The following is a 17,719-nucleotide window of genomic DNA, read 5'->3' on the forward strand; positions in this document are numbered from 1 at the left end:
ATCGGCGAAAGGGCCGAACCAATGAAGGCACTGGTGTTCCACGGTCCGGGCAAACGCTCCTGGGAGGACGTCCCCGACCCCCGAATCACGGACCCCACCGACGCGATCGTCCGCGTCGACGCGGTCACCATCTGCGGCACCGACCTGCACATCCTCGGCGGCGACGTCCCTGAGGTCACCGACGGGCGCATCCTCGGGCACGAGGCCGTCGGCACCGTCGTCGAGGTCGGGCCGAGCGTGCAGAACCTCGCACCCGGCGACCGAGTCCTCGTCTCGTGCATCACCTCGTGCGGCCGCTGCCGCTTCTGCCGCGAGGGTCGCTACGGCCAGTGCCTCGGCGGCGGTGGCTGGATCCTCGGCCACCTCATCGACGGCACCCAGGCCGAACTCGTGCGAGTTCCGTTCGCGGACAACTCCACCCACCGCGTGCCCGAGGGGGTGAGTGACGAGCAGATGCTCATGCTCGCGGACATCCTGCCCACCTCCTACGAGGTCGGCGTGCTCAACGGATGCGTGCGCCCCGCCGACGTCGTCGTGATCGTCGGTGCCGGCCCCATCGGTCTCGCCGCGATTCTCGCCACCCGGCTGCTGAGCCCGAGCCACGTCGTCGCGGTCGACCTCGCCGACAGTCGGCTCGAGGCGGCCCGGGAACTCGGCGCGGACCTGGTACTCAACCCCGGCCGCGACGACGTCGCCGCCGTCGTCCGCGACCTGACCGACGGTCTCGGCGCGGACGTCACCATGGAGGCCGTCGGCGTGCCCGCGACGTTCGAACAGGCCGTCGAGCTGGTGCGACCGGGCGGCCACGTCGCCAACATCGGCGTCCACGGTGCGCCGGCCACGCTGCACCTCGAGAGCATCTGGATCAAGGACCTCACCATCACCACCGGGCTCGTCGACACGCACTCGACCCCGACGCTGATCGGCCTGGTCCGCAGCGGCAAGCTCGACACCTCGCCGATGATCACCCACCGGTTCTCCCTCGACGAGTTCGAGGAGGCCTACGACGTGTTCGGCCGGGCCGCCGAGACCGGTGCGCTCAAGGTGCTGCTGACGGCGACGCCGGGAGACTGATGGGGCGGCTGCGCTCGCTGTCCGAGTCGGTGGGCGGTGCCCTGCTCATCGCGTTCCACCTGCTCACCACCCGGATCCTGCGGCGGTGGCGCACCACCTGGGGCGCCACCGCCGGGGAACTGGCCGCGCAGTATCCGGGCGACGACCTGGTCCCCGCCCCGGACTGGGGCTTCACCCGCGCTGTCACGGTCGACGCGCCGCCGGAGCGGGTGTGGCCGTGGATCGTGCAGATCGGTCAGGGCCGCGGCGGCTTCTACAGCTACGAGGGCCTCGAGAACCTCATCGGCTGCCGCATCACCAATGCCACCGCGATCCGCCCCGACCTGCAGCACCTCGCCGTCGGCGACCCGATCCGCCAGCACCCCAAGGCCCCACCGCTCACCGTCGCGGTGCTCGAGCCGAACCGCGATCTCGTCCTGCACGGCGCGACGGAGCAGACCGGCGACGCATTCCTGTGGTCGTTCCACCTGCGTCCGGCCCCGGGCGGGGGCACCCGCCTCCTCGAACACGGCCGGGGACGCTACGGTCCGTCGCTCGGGAGCCGGCTCGCGTTCGGCCCGACGCTGATGGAACCGATCACGTTCGTCATGGGGCGGAAGATGCTGCATACGATCGCATCCCACGTGGAGTGAGGACGCAGGTTTCGGTTCACGCACTTCGGGAACTCTGTGCTGCATGCCGCACAGCGAACCAGGACCCAGAACGCACCTGTGTCTGTTGACCCCATGGAGGCAGGCTCTGGCTTGCTATGGGCCCGACGACGACGCGGACATCAGGGATCTGCACTGGGGCATGCCTGACAAGTATTCCGCTGACGACACACTCGTGGTCGTGGTATCCGCGCGGGAACTCGCAATACTCAACGTCGAGGTCCTCACGACCGGATCGGAGGACGACTTCATCGGCACGGAGACCTACGACTTTCCCTTTACAGATGGGATCTCGGTCCGGGCCCTCGAACTCCGGATGCGGGAACCGTTCCCCGCGCCTCCGGTGACCCTGGGCGACGGATATGCCCAGCGCCTGCTCGAAGCTATCGATCGAGAGCGGCACGAGCCGACACCCTGGCAGGTCACCGACACGACCGGCTGCGCGCAGGCGCCACAGCAATCCGACAGCGCCTACGGCCACCCCGGCGAATGCCTGTGCTGCGGTGAAATGGCTGGCGACACCAGTGGCGGGAGCGGACCCGATGGTTTCGAACTCCACTGGTACGACCCCGGTCGGGATGGCGTCGATGCCTGGACTTCTACAAGAGCCGAGCCACTCGGTCGAGCTGCGCAGGCAGCATGGGTGTGCGAAAGCTGCCACAGTACTTTGCATCAGCCGTTCGGTCCGTCCGTCGAGGATCTGATGTACTCCCGCCGCCCGCGCTGCCCGGCTTGTCGAGCCCGGCGCACAGATCTGTGTCTTTGGGGAATGCCACCGGGACCGCCGCCTCCCGGTGTGGCGGCCATGGGCTGCGTGATCCCTGTGGGCACCGGGATGCCCGAATACTCGTGCGCCCAGTGCGGGTTCCTCTGGTCCGAGGACGGCGGCCCAGTTGCCGGGGACGGTGGTCTGCTCTCGGCCCGTCGCCGACCCCGTCCCCGGGAGCGGGTCCGCGCCCGCACCCTTCCACGAGAGCCGGCGGGGGACGACGAACTCGTGATCGGCGAGTACCGCGCCGAACTCGTCGACTCCGCGTGGGGTCCGTACGTCCGGCACTCGGTCATTACTGCAGACGGAGCGCGGTCCGACGTGCAGGGCCATACCGTGCGACGAGAACCCCAGACACCTGGACCGCTGGAACCCGGTCGGCCCTCTACTCCGCTGTCCTCGGGTCCGGTGGTGTGGATGGAGACAACCGACCACGAATGGGACACCCTCGGTGAGACCATCGACGTTCCCTACTTCGAGGAGGAGGGGAAGGTGTGCGCCTCCGCAGCGCTTGCCCAGCGCATGCTGCCCGGCGACGTGGTGTTGCACTGGTGGTGCGGCGACGACGCCCCGTCCGGCATCTGGGGGTGGTCTGTGGTGGTCGACCACCCTGCCCTGTATTACACCGCGACGAATGATGACGCCGAGTCCATCACCCCGAGGCCGGAGCCCGGTGACTCCGAGGCCGAATCACTCGACATCAGTCGCAGCCGATTGTTCGTTCCGTTGTCCTGGCAAAGGGAACTTCCCGAGCCGGTGACCCTTGCCGACGTACGCCGCGCGAGCAAGACCGTCCTCGCCGTCCAAGAGTCGGAGAGCTCGGACGATTCACAAGGCCCGCTCGCTGTCCCATTCATGAAGAACAAGAAACGCGAGATCAGGAAGCCACGTCCTTATGCGATAGCGTGGTTCCCGACTCCACTGCTGGGAGTTCTTCCCCGGTTGCCTGAGCTCGCGACTCTGACTTCGGGTGCATCGAAGGTACTCCGGAAGCGCTCCGTCGTCCGGGACTTGATCCCGCAGTATCGCGCCGCGATACAGGGTCATGCACTCGAAGCCGCGAGCCGATTCCTCGAGGCTGATGGATACCGGGTCACAGATGTCAGCGGGTTCGCGGGGCACCAACTCGAGGCGGTCAAAGGGAGTGAACGGTGGGCCGTCCATGTCGTCGGCACGGGCGACGCGGAGCCGGCTACGGTCGAACTGCGGATCTCCGACCGAACACCTTCCACCGCTTTGATCGTCGTCGACGATATCGAGATCGTGCCGGATTTCGAGGCTCTGGCGCGCGGCGACGTGGAGACTCTGTCCGAGTGGGAGGACGGAAGCACCCGACTACGTGTGCCACTCGCCGGGTCCAACGGCCGCCTGCGCGCATGGTGGCCGTGGCAACCCGGACCGGTGGACGGCACGGCGACGACATACGACGTCGGTCTCGGTGCATGCGACATCGAAATGGCCGTCCAGCAACCGGATCCGTACTCGTCTCGACCGAGCAACGGTCGCATCCCGGTCGATGGGTCGAACGTCTGAAAACCGACGGCCGTCCGCCGGAAGGAGGGAGATACCGCCCTCTCGGCATGGGGCGGTTTCCCCGACGGGACAGCCGAGGGGTAGTGGATATCCTGCCGGGTTCCATCTTCCCCAGAGTGCGTCGACCGATTCGGACGCCCCGTGTCCCACGGGGCGGTCATGATGGGATCGTGATCATCGACGCGTACGACCGGCTCTCGGCCGCCGTCGCCGACGCCAAGGCGGGGCGGCCACTCGCGCCGGTGACGGTTGTCGTCCCCGGGCACGGCGTCGGCCGCGACGTCACCGCCCATCTCGCGCGCACCGGCGGGCTCGCCAACACCCACGTGCGCACGCTGGAGCAGTTCGTCGAGCACCTGGCCCGGCCGGCACTCGCCCCACGCGCGCCGTTGCGCTATCCGCTGCTCGAGGCCGCCGTGCAGAAAGCGCTTCTGGACGATCCCGGAGTGTTCGCCGATGTCGCCGACCAGTCCGCGACCGCGGAATCGCTCGCGCACGCGTCGTGGCAGTTGTGCGCCCTCGACGTTCCGTGCCCGGAGGACGCGAACCCGCTGGTAGACGGGGTGTTCCGCATCCACCGGCGCTGCATCGCCGCCCACGCTCACCGGTTCCACGTGCAGCACGAGGCATACACGGCTGCGCGCGAGCGTCTCGGCGAGGCCGGCGCGATCGTTGTCTTCCTGCCGTGTGAGGAGGACCCGGCGGCGCGGCTGTTCCTCGAACACCTGCGGGACCGCACCGTCACCGTCGACGTCGAGGATGAAGCTGCCCCGCCCGGCACCCTGGTCGTTCATGCGTCCGACTCCGACGACGAAATCCGAGCGGTCACCCGGCTCGTCCGGCGGCATCTTTCGAACGGTGTTCCGGGGCACCGCATCGGCGTGTTCTATGCGGCCGAGGATCCGTACCTGGTCCTACTGCACGAGCATTTCGGACGGGCCGGCATCGGGTTCCACGGCCCCGAGCACCGGTCCGTCGGTGATCGGGCGGCCGCGCGCAGTCTGCTGCGGTTGCTGCAACTCGACCTCGACGCCATGCCGCGTCGAGCACTGCTCGCCATCCTCGCCGAGCAGGCCGTGTACTGGCGCGACGACAGGGGTGGCGTCCTCGGCGTCCGTCTCGCCGAACTGCTCACGTGCCATGAGATGCCGATCGTCGCCGGCGACGACTGGCACAAGCTGACCACCGTCGAATCGGCGAGCCCCCTGTTTCGGACCGCGGAGCAGTTGCGGGGGCTGATCGATGCGTTGCGCGGAGACCTCGCTGCCGTAGTTGGCGCGGACACGTGGTCAGATGTGGCGACGGGGCTCACCGGCCTGCTCGGACGCTACTTCCGACCGACCGCCGGAGACCCTGACGACCTGGCAGTCCTCCACCACATCGCAACCGGCCTGGGCGATCTCGACAGCATCGCCCCGCCGCCCTCCCCGGAACGCATCGTCGGCGCGGTCGCCGTGCGGGTGCAGGCACACCGCCGAACTGTGGGCACGGGCGGGGCGGGAGTCACGGTGGGTCCGATTCCCATCGGCAGCGGACGCAGCCTCGATGTGAGCATCGTCGTCGGCGGAGCCGAAGGACTACTGCCGTTCGTCCGCCGCGACGACCCGCTGTTGCCCGATGCGGTCACCGGGTTCGGGCAGTCCGACCGGCTCGAGGTGCAGTATCGACAGTTCCTCCGGACCGTCGCAGCGGGACGCCACCACCGCGTGCTCACCTTTCCTCGCGGCAGCCTGCGCGGCGGGGGAGAGCGGGTGCCCTCGCGCTGGGTGCTGCCTACCCTGGACGCCCTCACGGGTATCCGGGTCGGCACCACGAGCTGGGCGAAGGACACGGACAGGTGTGACCACGTCGTGATCGTGCCGTCGTTCGACGCCGCGACACAGAACTCCGACCCCCGGATCGGCACCGGCGCAGCGTCGGCAACCGAATGGCGGCTGCGCGCCCTCGCCGCGGTCCCGGCATCCCGTCGCTCCGGTCTGCTCGACGACGCCGTCGTCGAGCGTGGAATGCAGATGCGCAGCGACCGGCTGTGGGGCAGGTTCACTCGGTTCAACGGCAACCTGGCGTCCGCTGCCGACCTTCTCGGCGTGTTCGACGAGCCGATCGCGCCGACCAGCCTGGAGGCGTGGGTGACGAGCCCGTACGTGTTCTTCATCCGGAAGATCCTGCACGCCGAACATCTCGAAGATCCGGACGAGGTGATCGGAATCGACCCGCTCACCCGCGGCAGCCTCATCCACGAGATCCTGAACAGATATGTGGCCGAGCGTATCTCGGGATCCGACGGCGGACGCACGCGGTTGCGCGAGATCGCGGAGCATGAGCTGTGCAAGGCCCGTGCCGCCGCACCCGGCTGGCTGCCGCAGTTGTGGGAACGCGACAGCGCGGCCATCCGGCACGATTTGGAATCGTGGCACGACCACGACGCCGAGGACCGAGCCGACGGTTGGGCGCCCATCGGCACGGAGATCGAGTTCGGCGGAGCGGACCGACCTGTCGAGTTCGACATCGGTGCCGCAACGCTGATGTTCAGAGGGACGGTGGACCGCATCGACCGGCACCGGCAGGGGCGCCTTCGGGTCACCGACTACAAGACCGGCGGCACGGGCGACTACGAGTCCCTGACGGCTGACGCCCCCACCGCCGGGCGCACCCGCTACCAGCTTCCGGTCTACGGCGTGTTTGCGCGGGCGACGGCCGACGTCGACGACCCGGTCGAGGTCCGCTACTGGTTCATCACCGAGCGCTACCGTTTCGCGGCTATCGGCTACACGATGACCGGCGACGTGTTCGCTACGGTGCGAGACGACCTCGCATTCGTGCACCGTGCGATTTCGGCCGGTCAGTTCCCACCCCGTCCCGGCAAGCGGTACTGCTACACAACGAATGTGATCGGACGGCTCGGTATGCAGCGTTGGTGGCAAGTTCTGCGTGACGACCCGCAGCTCGCGGAGTTCGCCGCCGTCCACGCCGACGAGAGCGAGGCAATGTGACGGCAGTAGGCGAGGACCTTCGTGACCGATGCGAGCGCGAACGCATCGAGAACGACACCGAAGCGAATCTCTTTGTCGAGGCGGGTGCCGGGAGCGGCAAGACGTACGCCCTCGTCGGACGCATCTGTCACCTCGTCCTGCACGACGGGGCCGAACTCGACCGCATCGCCGCGATCACTTTCACGGAAAAGGCCGCTGCCGAGCTGCGGGAGCGCGTGCGGGCGCGCCTGGCGGAGAGTCCCGAATCGGAGCGGCAGAAGGCGGCGCTCGCTCAGGTCGACACCGCTGCGATCGGCACCCTGCATTCGTTCGCGGCACGCCTCGTCGCGGAGCATCCGCTCGACGCGGGCGTGCCCCTGCGCGTCCGGGTCGTCGACGCGATGGGCTCCCACCTGGCGTTCGAGCGACGGTGGCAACGCATCCGCGCCGCGCTGTTCCCGGTACAGGAGAATCAGGTGGGGCAGGCCACCCGAGTCCTCGTCGCCGCCGACGTCACGTTCGACCGGTTCCGCGACCTCGCAGACCGCCTCGACCGGCACTGGGACCGGCTCACGCCCGTCGACCCGCCCGTCGCGTTGCCGGTCCCCGATATCGACTTGATCCTGCGACGCGCCGACGTGCTCCTCGACGCCCTCGCCGACTGCACCGACCGCACCGACAGGTTCGCCGCACAACTCGACAAGGTCCGCGAGTGGCGGTCGTGTCTCGCCGCGGCTCGCGACGACGAGTGGGCGGCCGTAGCGGCCGGATGCCCCGGGGTCGGGACCGGCGGGGCGGGAAAGAACTGGCTGGGGGGCACGAACCGGGTCCGGGAACTCAGGGAGGAACTGAAGCAGCTGGGTACGGTCGCACGTGAGGAGTGCGAGCGCTTCCACGCGGCCGCCCTCGAGATCGTCGGCGGCGAGATCATCCGCATCGTCCTCGACGAGGCCCGTGCTCGTCGCCGCAGCGGTGAGCTCGAGTTCCACGATCTGCTGATCCATGCGCGGGACATTCTCGAGGATCCAGGCGTGCAGGCGGCGCTGCACGAGAACTACCAGCGGATCCTGCTCGACGAGTTCCAGGACACCGATCCACTGCAACTCGACATCGCCCGGCGCATCGTCGCCGGCCCCGACCGAACGGGCCGGCTGTTCACCGTCGGGGATCCCAAGCAGTCCATCTATCGCTTCCGGCGCGCCGATATCGCCACCTATATGGCCGCCCGCGACGAGGCCGACCAGGTGGTGTCACTGACCACCAACTTCCGCTCCACCCGCCCGGTCCTCGACTGGGTCAACGACGTCTTCGGACGCCTGATCGTGTCGGACGGACACCTCCAGCCCGGGTACACCCCGCTCGACCCGGCGCCGGGTCGAGCGGAGTGGGACACCTCACAGGGCCCCTTGCCGTTCGTGTTTGCGACCGAAGACCTCGACGAGAAACCGACCGCCGATACAGTACGCGGGGCCGAGGCCCGCGATGTCGCCCGCGTCGTCGCCACCGCTCTCAGGCGCGGCTGGTGCAAGGAGACCGGCCGCGACGGCGACTATTGTCACGAGCCGGTCCGGGAGAGCGACATCTGCGTCCTCATCCCGGCCCGAACCTGTCTGCCGTTCCTGGAAGACGCGCTCGACCGCGCAGGGATCGAGTTCCGCGCCGAGGCGTCCTCACTGGTGTACTCGACCCAGGATGTCCACGACCTGCTGCTCACCGCCCGCGCGCTTACCCATACCGCGGACGAGGCCGTACTCGTGGCCACACTGCGTACTCCGCTGTTCGGTTGCGGCGACGACGACCTGTTGCGCTGGAAGAAGGCCGGCGGTCAGTGGTACCTCGGCGCGGAACCACCGCTGGGGCAGGAGGACTCGCCGGTCGCCGAGGCGCTGAGGTATCTGCGGACGGTGCGCCGGGATCTGTCCCACACCGATCCGGGAAGCCTGCTCGCCCGCCTCGCCGACGAGCGGCGTGTGTTCGAGGTCTCCATGGGTTCGCCGCGGCACCGGGATGTGTGGCGGCGGCTGCGCTTCGTCATCGACCAGGCCTACGCCTGGTACGACGCCGAGCGCGGTGACCTGCGCGGCTACTTGGCGTGGGCTGCAACGCAACAGGAGGAGGACGCTCGCGTCACCGAAGCGGTCCTGCCGGAGGTCGGGGTCAACGCCGTACGCATCATGACCATGCACGCCGCCAAGGGGCTGCAGTTCCCGATGGTCGTCGTGGCAGGGATGAGCAGCGGATTCCGCGCGGTCGACGAGGCCGCCCTGTGGGACGAGCACGGTCGTGTGCGCCTGCGGCTTTCCAAGGCAGTTTGCGCGCCCGGCTACCAGGAGCTGGCCGACGTCGAACGCCGGCACATCCGCGCCGAGCGCATCCGGTTGCTGTACGTCGCATGCACTCGCGCCGAGAGCCTGCTCGCCGTCTCCGGATACCGGTCTGCCCGGGACGGCTGGGGCGCTCTGCTCGCCGCTGGGATCGAGGGACACCCCGATCGGACACCCGAGCTGATCGAGCCCGTCGCCGAACAGCACGACGGCGCCACCGCAGCCGACCACGGTGTCAGCTGGCAGCAGTGGGAGGACGAGAGCGACCAGGTGGAGGCGACGTCGGGGCTACCGGCATCCGTCTCCGCCACTCGCCTCGCGCACGACCCACCCGAGCCGGTCGCCACGCTCGCCGCCGCCTGTCGTGCCCTGGTCCCACCGCCCGTCGGCCCGGAGGTCGTCCCACCGGCCACCGGAGTGCTCGAGAGCGGCACGGATCTCGGCATCGCTCTGCATGCCGCGCTCGAATCCGTCGACCTGCGTGCCCCGACGGACGAATCGGATGCGAGTGCCGCCGCGGTTGCGGTGGCAACCGGCGTGCGGGACCTGGACCGGTTCGTTGCCCTCGTTCGGGCGGCCCTGACCTGTGCGCCTGTGCGACGAGCCGCCACCCGCGAACACTGGCGCGAACTGCCGCTCGCGGGCGTGCCAGCCGATTCGGACACCGTCGTCGAAGGCATCGCGGACCTCGTCTATCGCGAGGACGACGGAACTCTGGTGATCGTCGACTACAAGACCGACGTTGCCGTGACGCATGAGACGCTCGAAGCGTACTGGACCCAGCTCACCCTGTACGCGGAGCTGCTTACCCGAGCCGCTGGGGAACGGGTGGGCGCACTGCAACTGGTGTTCGTGCGGGCGGGAGAGGCGTATGTGCTCGACCGCCGATTCGGCGCTTGAAGACGTAGGGTCCCACCTACGACGACGTCCGAGGTGCTTGTTCGCGGGATGCCAACCGGTGCAACGCCGCGAGTCCGAGTTCGGCTGCGGCGGAGGTGAAGTCCGGGTCGAAGAGCAGGAAGCTCAGCAGGTCGCCGTGGTCCTCGCGGGTCCCTCCCACGAGGCGGCCCAGCACCGACAGCCAGGGGTGGCGCAGGCCGCCCACCCCCGCGCCCTTCTCGCTGTAGATGTCGTAGGCGAGCCGGCCGAGGTCGTATGCCTGCTCGAGCGACGGGCCCGCGAACCGCACCTCGATCTCCCGATCCGAGGTCACGTCCGCGCTGTCCACTCCGGCTGCGCGGATGCGCATCAGCCGGTCGTTGCGGACCTCGAGCTGGTGCAGGTCTTCGATCATGCGGTCCGAGAGGACGGCGCGCAGGACGAGTGCGGCGGCACCGAACACGTCGGGTGGCTCGTCGTCGCCGGGCGCGAGATCGGCGGCAGGCTGTTCGATCCAGTGCCGCGGCTGGGTCGCGACGACTCCGAGGGTGTCCGCGCCGAGGGCGAGGGCCGGCTTCAGCGGGGTGTTGAGCTGCAGACCACCGTCGACGTACCAGCCCGCCCACGCCGCCGGTTCGGTGACCCGGACGGGCCGGAACAGCACCGGCACCGCCGCCGAGGCCAGTACGTGCTCGACGGACAGTTCCGTCTCGACGTAGGTGATGTTGCGTTGTTCGTCGTAGTCGGGCAGCGGCACCGACGGGTGTTTCTCGACGAAGACCACGGTGCCGCGGGTGGCGACGGAGGTCGCCGTCACCGCGACCGCCCCGATGGCCCCGCTGCGGATGTTGGCGTGCAGGTCCTCCCAGCAGATGAGAGATGTCAGCAGGTCGCGCATGCGCTCGGTGTCGAGGAGGCTCGGCAGCGTGACGTCCAGACCGGCGGCCTGACCGAGGTAACGCAGGCCGGTGCCGACCAGCGTGCCGACGGGCCCGAAGACGTCGTCCAGTCCCACCGTCGACCACAGGCTCACGATCTTGTGGGTGGCGGACTTGTACCCGTCCCCGGCGAAGGCGGCCAATCCGACGACGTTCAGCGCGCCGGCGCTGGTTCCCACCAGAATCGGCGGGCGCTCCGACCGCGGCAGGTGGGGCAGCAGCGATGCGATCGCCCCGGCCTCGTACGCTCCCCGGGCGCCCGCGCCGGACACCACCAGCCCTACGGTTTCGCTCACGGTCGTCCCCCTCACGACGTGCATACATCGGAGAACGATACGCGCCGATGCGGCGCCGATCGCGTGATCCGCAGAAGCCGAGCGACGCTCGCAATGAGCGGACGTGCCGGCTATCCGGGCGAACGGTTCACTCGCTCGCCGGCCGGCTGGGCGGTCGTCGCGGCCGGCCGCGGCGCGAGCCCCCGGGATCACGGTCTCCCCGTATGCCTCGAGGGTCGACGTCTTCGCGTCGTGCTGCAGGTACACGGCGAACTGGTCCACCCCGATCTCCTCGAGTTCCCTCAGCCGGTTCAGATGCTCCTCCGCGTCGCCGACGATGCAGAAGCGGTCGACGATCTCGTCGGCCACGAACTCCGCGTGCGGGTTCCCGGCGCGGCCGTGCTCGTTGTAGTCGTACCCGGAACGCCCGGCGACGTAGCGGGTGAGCGCCTCCGGCACGTCGCTGTCGGTGCCGTACCGCGCCACCAGGTCCGCGGCGTGATTCCCGACCATCCCACCGAACCAGCGGCACTGCTCGCGGGCATGCGTGAGGGCCGCGGCGGATCCGTCCGTCACATAGGCGGGTGCCGCCGCGCAGATCGTCACCGCCGCCGGGTCGCGACCGGCCGCCTCGGCGGCCGCGCGGACCCGCAGGATCGTCCACCTCGCGATCTCCGGATCCGCGAGTTGCAGGATGAATCCGTCGGCCACCCGGCCGATCAGATCGAGCGCCTTCGGCCCGTACCCGGCCACCCACACCTCGAGCGCCGACGTCTCTGCCCACGGGAAGCGCACTGTCACGTCCCGCACCCGGGCCTCACGGCCGTTGCCGAGCTCACGGATGACCTCGATCGCGTCGCGGAGCGTCGCCAGCGTCGCCGGCGCGCCGCCGAGGGTGCGCACCGCCGAATCGCCCCGGCCGATCCCACAGACGGTGCGGTTGCCGAACATGCCGTTGAGCGTGGCGAAGGTCGAGGCCGTGACCGTCCAGTCGCGGGTCGCCGGATTGGTCACCATCGGCCCCACCGTCACGGTGCGCGTCGCGGCGAGGATCATGCTGTGGACGACGTACGGCTCCTGCCACAGCAGGTGCGAGTCGAACGTCCACACGTGGGAGAAGCCGTGTGTCTCCGCCTGCCGGGCCAGCTCCACGACCCGCGCCGCCGGCGGGTTGCACTGGAATACCACTCCGATGTCCACGGGGCTCCTCCCGCCGCGACGTCATGTCGGATCCGATTCTGCGCGCACAACACCTCGGGTGTCCGGCACTCGGCGGGTTCGGGGATCGCGGGCCCATCTGCGGCGAGGGGCCGGTCGTGCCGCTCGTCTGCGTGTCGGTGTCCTGCCGGCGGGCGGTGTGGCCGAGACTGGTCCTGTGTCCGACAACGGTGGTGTGGAAGCGGTGGTGTTCGACCTGGACGGGGTGCTGGTCGACTCCGAACCGCTGTGGGAGCAGGTGCGTCGGCAGGTCGTGGCCGAGCACGGGGGCCGCTGGACCGACGATGCGCAGAGCCGGTTGATGGGCATGAGTACCCCGGAGTGGGCGAGGTATCTCAGTGAGGGTCTCGGTGTCGGCCTGCCACCCGACGACGTGGCGGCGCTGGTCATCGAGCGCATGGGCGCCCGCTACGCCGAGCGGTTGCCGCTGATTCCCGGTGCGGTCGAGGCGGTGCGCGCGATGGCGGCGCGGTGGCCGCTTGGGCTGGCCAGCTCGTCCCCGCAGGCGCTGATCGAGGCCGTGCTCGACGCCGCAGCGCTGGGGGATGCGTTCGCGGTGGCGCTGTCCACCGAGGGTGTGGCGCGGGGGAAGCCGGCCCCCGACATCTACCTGACGGTGGCCGAGCGACTCGGGACGAACCCGGCTCGGTGTGCGGCGGTGGAGGATTCCAGCAATGGGCTGCGGTCGGCGGCGGCGGCCGGCATGCGGGTGATCGCGATTCCCCATCCCCGGTACCCACCCGACCCGGATGCGCTCGCCCTCGCCGGGCTGGTGCTGCCCGGCTTGGACGGTCTCACCCCGGCCGCGGTGGCAGCGATGAGGTGAAAGGCGGAGGCCGGGGCCCCGCCCCGGTGCGGCCGGTCTCGCCCCTATGCCGGCGGACTCGGCGCAACGCCGACTGGCTGTACCGAAATACGTTCGGGGAAAACGGAAGTGGGCGCCGGGACCGCACAGGGCGCGAATCGCGCGGCCTGGAACAGATTGTCGGTGACGCACTCTCCGTCGACACCGCCGGGGACGGAACCGGCGACGAGACCACGGACCTCCCGGTACAGCGCGGTGGTGTGTTCGACGGCGAGTTGCACCGCGAGCTGGTGGTACGTCGTCCCGTCCTGTCCGGGGACCGGCTCACGGCCGCGGAGCGTGCCCGGATCGTCCTTGTTCAGGGTCAGGTGACACTCCTCGAACGAGGCGGGCGGGGCGGGCGGGGCGGGCGGGCCCTCGCTCGGCGGGACGGACGACCCGGCCGGGGGAGCGGGCGGACCGCTCGGGCAGCCGTCGAGACCGTTGGCCGGGGTCAGCTCGAAGAACCCGGTGTGCAGGCCGGCCGGAAGAGCGGCGGGATCGCACGTCGGGAAGAGCGGAGCGAGCCCCGGGGCCCGGTTCGCGGCGACGGCCAGCTCGACCCAGTTCGAGTGGGAGTAGAAGTCGGCGAGGGCGTGCGTCAGGCCGCCGAAGGCGCTGCGGGCTCCGAAGCCGTTCACGGAGGTGCGGAACTCCGGTGGTCCGGCGGGTTGCGCGCCGGCGATCACGGCGGGCACGAAGAAGTTCCACGCGTCCCGGGCACGGTCGCAGACGTCCGCCGGCCCCGCGGCGTTGTCGAAGTGCCGGAAGGCGTCGCCCTGGAACAGGTCGCTGCCTTCGTTGCCGGTGCCGGTGAGGAGGCTTCCGGTGATCTCGGCGAGTGCCAGGTCGTCGACGCCCCCGTCGCCGGGGGCCGGCGGCAGCGCTGCCCGCAGAATCGTCCCGTGGACGTCGGGCGCGAAGGCCGGGGCGTTCGGTGGCATCGACACGGACAGGAGTGCGGCGGCGGCAACCGTCACGATCGCCGACAGACCGGGGCGGGGAAGCAGTGTCATGGGTACTCCGCAGTCGTTCGTCGTGGCAGTCGTTCGTCGTGGCAGTCGTTCGTCGTGGCAGTCGTTCGTCGTGGCGGTCGTTGGTCGTGAGCACCGCGCTGCGTCCGGCGATGCCGTTGTTCGGGACCGGTGGTGGCCTCCTCCGAATATCCCCCTCGGCGGCGATCGTCGCGGGGGAATTCGGGATCAGCGCAGCGCCTGCCCGGCCGGCACCCCGAACGGCCGCACGAGCACGGCACCCCAGTCCCGCCACGGCGGGCACGGTGGGGGAGGCCGGCCGTTCAGGAACCGGATGGCGGCGTCCTCGAAGGCCGCCGACTTGGGCAGGTACGGGTGGGCGACGCGGGCGGGACACTCGTTGCGCTCCACGTCGAGCTCCCGGCCGTCCGGCATCAGCGGCAGATCGGTGGCCGAGGGCAGGCTCGAGGCGCGCACCGCCCCGGGCAGCGGCCGAGCGAGGACGGACTCCGCGGCACCTGCCGTGCCGAGCAGGTCCCGGGCGGCCGGGGTCTCCGGATCGAAGTGGAACCGGACGAGGTCGGTGGCCGGTGCGGCGAGGCGCAGCAGGTCGGCGAAGACGCGGCCGGGGGCGTTCACGCCGGGCGGTGGGTAGCCGGTCGGGGTGCTCGGGAACGGGCCGACGAGCAGCAGGGCGTCGACGTCGGCCCGCCCGGTGGCGACGGCCTCCCACACCACCCACACCGCGTGCGAATGCGCGGCCACCACCAGCGGACGAGGCAGCCCGGACGCCTGCTCGACGAACAGATCGACCTGTTCCTGGAACGGGCGCTGGGTGTCGCTCGGTCCGTAGGGGGCGCCCGTGCGGATCGGGCACGTCGCGTCCCGCTGCGGCTGCCCGTCGCCCGGCCCGGCATACGAGAAGTAGTACACCTGCTCGCAGCGGTAGCCGAGGCGGTGTACGTCCGTCGCGTGGATCGCGCCCCGCCCCGACGCCGAGTTGATCCCCGAGAGGATCAGCAGCGAACCCGGTTGCGGCGGGCCGGGTTCCGGCTCGTCGTACCCGCGGGTTGCGACGAACGCGATCGATACGGCGACCAGCGCCGCGACGAACGCGCTCACGGCCGCCCCCGGCCGGCGCAGTGCCGGGCGGTGCATCGCCCGGATCGCCAGGCCGGTCGTGACGGCCGAGACCGGGACGAGCGGCACGGTCAGGACAGGGACCCGTTCGGCCAGGGCGCCCAGCGCCAGGACCACGGCGCAGTACGGCAGCGTCACCTCGACGCGCAGCCCCCGCCGCCGGGTCAGTGCGAGCGCCTCCCGCAGCCGTACGGTGCCCTGCCACGGAACCGGACCGAGCGTCAGCACCAGCACCCCGACCAGGGCGACGGCCGGCCAGAACAGCCGGGAGTACAGGACGGCGTAGGCGGTGGCGTCGGCGAATGCCGCCAGCAGCACCGGCCCGAACGCGACCGCGTAGAACAGGGCCGCGAATCGCAGGCGGCGGGCATCGAGACCGCCCAGCAGCCACGCCATGAGCGCGACCCGCGCCGCGGACACGGCGGCGAGCAACATCAGGAACACCGGCCACGACGGCGCCCGCGACAGCACGAGCCGCAGGTCGGCGAACTGGTCCAGCGGGGGCAACGCCACCAGGTGGATCAGCCCCGGCCACGTCGGAACCGCGTTCGTCACCGCGAGCAGCACGACGAGCGCCGCCGCGGCCGCGAGCGGCCACCAGCGCCACCACCGTCCCTCGCGCACGCGGCCTCCCGTCGCCGACTGCCTCGAATCTAGGGGGTGCGCGGGTGCCCGGCGCCGGATTCGTCCGGGTCCCGGTGTGCCTTGCCGAGCGAGCGAGTGGCGAGGGCGCTGGGGGTGCGGCAAACGTGCCCCGGGGCCCTTCGTTCCGTTCCGTGACGGCGGCGAGGCCGGCCTGCGCGAGAAGCTGGCGCCCCTCGATGTCGAGCAGCTCGAGGACATCGTCGCCGAGCACGCGATGGACCACGACCGCCTCGCCATGCGCTGGCGCACGCCGAAGAAGCTGCAGGACAGGATCGTCGAACGGGTCAGGACGCTCACGACGAAGGGCGACGCCTTCCGCTGACGCAACAGGACCGGGGAGCGGTCCCGGTCAGGGTGTCCGGGTCCGTCGATCCACTTCCTTCTCGACGGCGAGGGCCAGGTCGTGAACGACCCGGGAGTGCCATTGCTTGTGCGCCGCGAGGTCCGCGGCGAGCGCATGGCAGTCCGGGCATTCCTGGGCGGCGCTGTTCTGCTGGGTGTGCTCCATGGTGTTGCACCTCCTGGAAGAGATATCCGCCTCCACCGTGGCACGGATGCGGAACGTAGTCCACGGCTGTGTGCCCGCCGGTCGTGTGGGTGCCGGCTACCGCGCCGGCGGCTTGCACTCCCTGTGGCGTGCTTGCACCCGTTGTGGCGGGACAGAGGGGATGCACGGTGCGCAGTACGGATGCAAGCTCCCGGGACGGGCAGCGGATACCGTGGCGTTCGTGAAGACGGTAGGTGTCGATCTCGCGGCCGAACCGGCGAAGACGGCGGTCGCCACCCTCGCGTGGGAGCACGGCACCGCGACGGTGCAGGCGCTGCGGCTCGGCGCGACCGACCCGGAGATCGTGGCCGCGATCGTCGCAGCAGACCGCAGCGGGATCGACGCGCCCTTCGGATGGCCCGACGCGTTCGTCGAGTTCCTCGGCGCGCACCACCGCCTCGAGTACTCGCGCGAACGCGCCCTGAGCAGCCGGCCCGGACGCCTCCCGCTGGTGCGACGGTCGACCGACCGCGTGGTGCATGCCCGGACGGGGATCGTCCCGCTGAGCGTGTCCGCGGATCTCATCGCCCACGTGGCGCTCCGGTGTGCGGGCCTGCTCGCGGAACTCGATGCCGTCGGAGTGGAGGTCGACCGCGTCGACGGTACGGTGGTGGAGGCGTATCCCGCTGCCGCGCTGCAGGGTTGGGGACTGCCGTTCAAGGGGTACAAGAGCGCGAAGAACCGCGAGGTGCGCGCCGCATCGGTGGCTGTGCTGGAAGGGGCCCTGCCGGGACTGACGCTCGGCGGCTTCCGGGACCTGTGCGTCGACTCCGACGACGCGTTCGATGCGGTCGTCGCCGGCCTCGTCGCCCGCGCGGCCGCCCTCGGCAGAACCGCCCGGCCCGATGCGGCGCAGCGCGCCGTCGCGGTCCGGGAGGGGTGGATCCACTTGCCGGTGTGCGGAATCGGCGAACTGCTCTGAGGTGACGGGACCCTC

12 protein-coding genes and 1 pseudogene are annotated in these 17,719 nt (G+C 70.4%); 8 read left to right on the forward strand and 5 right to left on the reverse strand.

The window, feature by feature from the left end; genetic code table 11:
• The first annotated feature begins 21 nt into the window (after positions 1–21).
• From ACWPQI_RS07795 to ACWPQI_RS07815, 5 genes are all read left to right on the forward strand, one after another.
• A complete protein-coding gene (locus ACWPQI_RS07795; RefSeq protein WP_140188436.1) occupies positions 22–1,074 on the forward strand; it encodes a zinc-dependent alcohol dehydrogenase family protein in 1,053 nt (350 codons plus the stop codon).
• Complete coding sequence (locus ACWPQI_RS07800; RefSeq protein ID WP_048773067.1) at positions 1,074–1,706, forward strand: hypothetical protein; 633 nt, start codon at positions 1,074–1,076, stop codon at positions 1,704–1,706. The genes ACWPQI_RS07795 and ACWPQI_RS07800 overlap by 1 nt, the downstream gene beginning before the upstream one ends.
• 160 nt (positions 1,707–1,866) lie before the next feature.
• The gene (locus tag ACWPQI_RS07805) at positions 1,867–4,026 is read left to right on the forward strand and encodes a hypothetical protein (protein ID WP_124258400.1); all 2,160 of its coding nucleotides are present in this window, start codon (positions 1,867–1,869) and stop codon (positions 4,024–4,026) included.
• Positions 4,027–4,196: 170 nt separating this feature from the next.
• Positions 4,197–7,019, forward strand: coding sequence for a PD-(D/E)XK nuclease family protein (locus ACWPQI_RS07810; protein WP_048773060.1), 2,823 nt, complete (start codon positions 4,197–4,199; stop codon positions 7,017–7,019).
• Positions 7,016–10,222, forward strand: a complete 3,207-nt coding sequence (locus tag ACWPQI_RS07815; RefSeq protein WP_017680482.1) for a UvrD-helicase domain-containing protein — start codon at positions 7,016–7,018, stop codon at positions 10,220–10,222. The genes ACWPQI_RS07810 and ACWPQI_RS07815 overlap by 4 nt, the downstream gene beginning before the upstream one ends.
• A gap of 16 nt (positions 10,223–10,238) precedes the next feature.
• Here the strand turns inward: ACWPQI_RS07815 and ACWPQI_RS07820 are convergent, their stop codons facing one another.
• Together ACWPQI_RS07820 and ACWPQI_RS07825 are read right to left on the reverse strand one after the other, a co-directional pair.
• Complete coding sequence (locus ACWPQI_RS07820; RefSeq protein ID WP_048773057.1) at positions 10,239–11,459, reverse strand: patatin-like phospholipase family protein; 1,221 nt, start codon at positions 11,457–11,459, stop codon at positions 10,239–10,241.
• A 159-nt stretch (positions 11,460–11,618) separates the two neighbouring features.
• A pseudogene (locus ACWPQI_RS07825) lies at positions 11,619–12,614 on the reverse strand (TIGR03842 family LLM class F420-dependent oxidoreductase); the annotation flags it as partial.
• Positions 12,615–12,789: 175 nt separating this feature from the next.
• On the opposite strand from ACWPQI_RS07825, the gene ACWPQI_RS07830 reads away from it, so the two are divergent.
• Positions 12,790–13,458 carry an HAD family hydrolase gene (locus ACWPQI_RS07830; RefSeq protein WP_010592325.1) on the forward strand — a complete coding sequence of 223 codons (669 nt, stop codon included), beginning with the start codon at positions 12,790–12,792 and terminating at the stop codon, positions 13,456–13,458.
• Between the two features lie 44 nt (positions 13,459–13,502).
• On the opposite strand, the gene ACWPQI_RS07835 is transcribed toward ACWPQI_RS07830, so the two are convergent.
• Positions 13,503–14,492 (reverse strand): hypothetical protein, encoded by a 990-nt coding sequence (locus ACWPQI_RS07835; protein ID WP_474738715.1) that lies wholly within the window; start codon positions 14,490–14,492, stop codon positions 13,503–13,505.
• A gap of 186 nt (positions 14,493–14,678) precedes the next feature.
• Positions 14,679–16,214 (reverse strand): membrane protein, encoded by a 1,536-nt coding sequence (locus ACWPQI_RS07840; protein ID WP_010592322.1) that lies wholly within the window; start codon positions 16,212–16,214, stop codon positions 14,679–14,681.
• A gap of 76 nt (positions 16,215–16,290) precedes the next feature.
• On the opposite strand from ACWPQI_RS07840, the gene ACWPQI_RS07845 reads away from it, so the two are divergent.
• Positions 16,291–16,557: a hypothetical protein gene (locus tag ACWPQI_RS07845; RefSeq protein WP_040275706.1), complete on the forward strand. Its 267-nt coding sequence runs from the start codon at positions 16,291–16,293 to the stop codon at positions 16,555–16,557.
• Positions 16,558–16,584: 27 nt separating this feature from the next.
• Here ACWPQI_RS07845 and ACWPQI_RS07850 read toward each other — a convergent pair whose 3' ends face one another.
• The gene (locus tag ACWPQI_RS07850; protein ID WP_003936233.1) at positions 16,585–16,743 is read right to left on the reverse strand and encodes a hypothetical protein; all 159 of its coding nucleotides are present in this window, start codon (positions 16,741–16,743) and stop codon (positions 16,585–16,587) included.
• Positions 16,744–16,903: 160 nt separating this feature from the next.
• Between ACWPQI_RS07850 and ACWPQI_RS07855 the strand changes: the two genes are divergently transcribed.
• Entirely contained in the window at positions 16,904–17,704 is an 801-nt protein-coding gene (locus ACWPQI_RS07855; protein WP_210062681.1) for a DUF429 domain-containing protein, read from the forward strand.
• Positions 17,705–17,719: the final 15 nt, after the last annotated feature.

The organism is Rhodococcus sp. LMD (assembly GCF_056108245.1).

Excerpts from the sequence above, each read along its gene's own strand:
- ACWPQI_RS07795 (WP_140188436.1), top strand. The coding sequence starts at position 22 with ATGAAGGCACTGGTGTTCCACGGTCCGGGCAAACGCTCCTGGGAGGAC.
- ACWPQI_RS07800 (WP_048773067.1), top strand. The coding sequence starts at position 1,074 with ATGGGGCGGCTGCGCTCGCTGTCCGAGTCGGTGGGCGGTGCCCTGCTC.
- ACWPQI_RS07805 (WP_124258400.1), top strand. The coding sequence starts at position 1,867 with ATGCCTGACAAGTATTCCGCTGACGACACACTCGTGGTCGTGGTATCC.
- ACWPQI_RS07820 (WP_048773057.1), bottom strand. The coding sequence starts at position 11,459 with ATGCACGTCGTGAGGGGGACGACCGTGAGCGAAACCGTAGGGCTGGTG.
- ACWPQI_RS07835 (WP_474738715.1), bottom strand. The coding sequence starts at position 14,492 with ATGACACTGCTTCCCCGCCCCGGTCTGTCGGCGATCGTGACGGTTGCC.
- ACWPQI_RS07850 (WP_003936233.1), bottom strand. The coding sequence starts at position 16,743 with ATGGAGCACACCCAGCAGAACAGCGCCGCCCAGGAATGCCCGGACTGC.
- ACWPQI_RS07855 (WP_210062681.1), top strand. The coding sequence starts at position 16,904 with ATGCACGGTGCGCAGTACGGATGCAAGCTCCCGGGACGGGCAGCGGAT.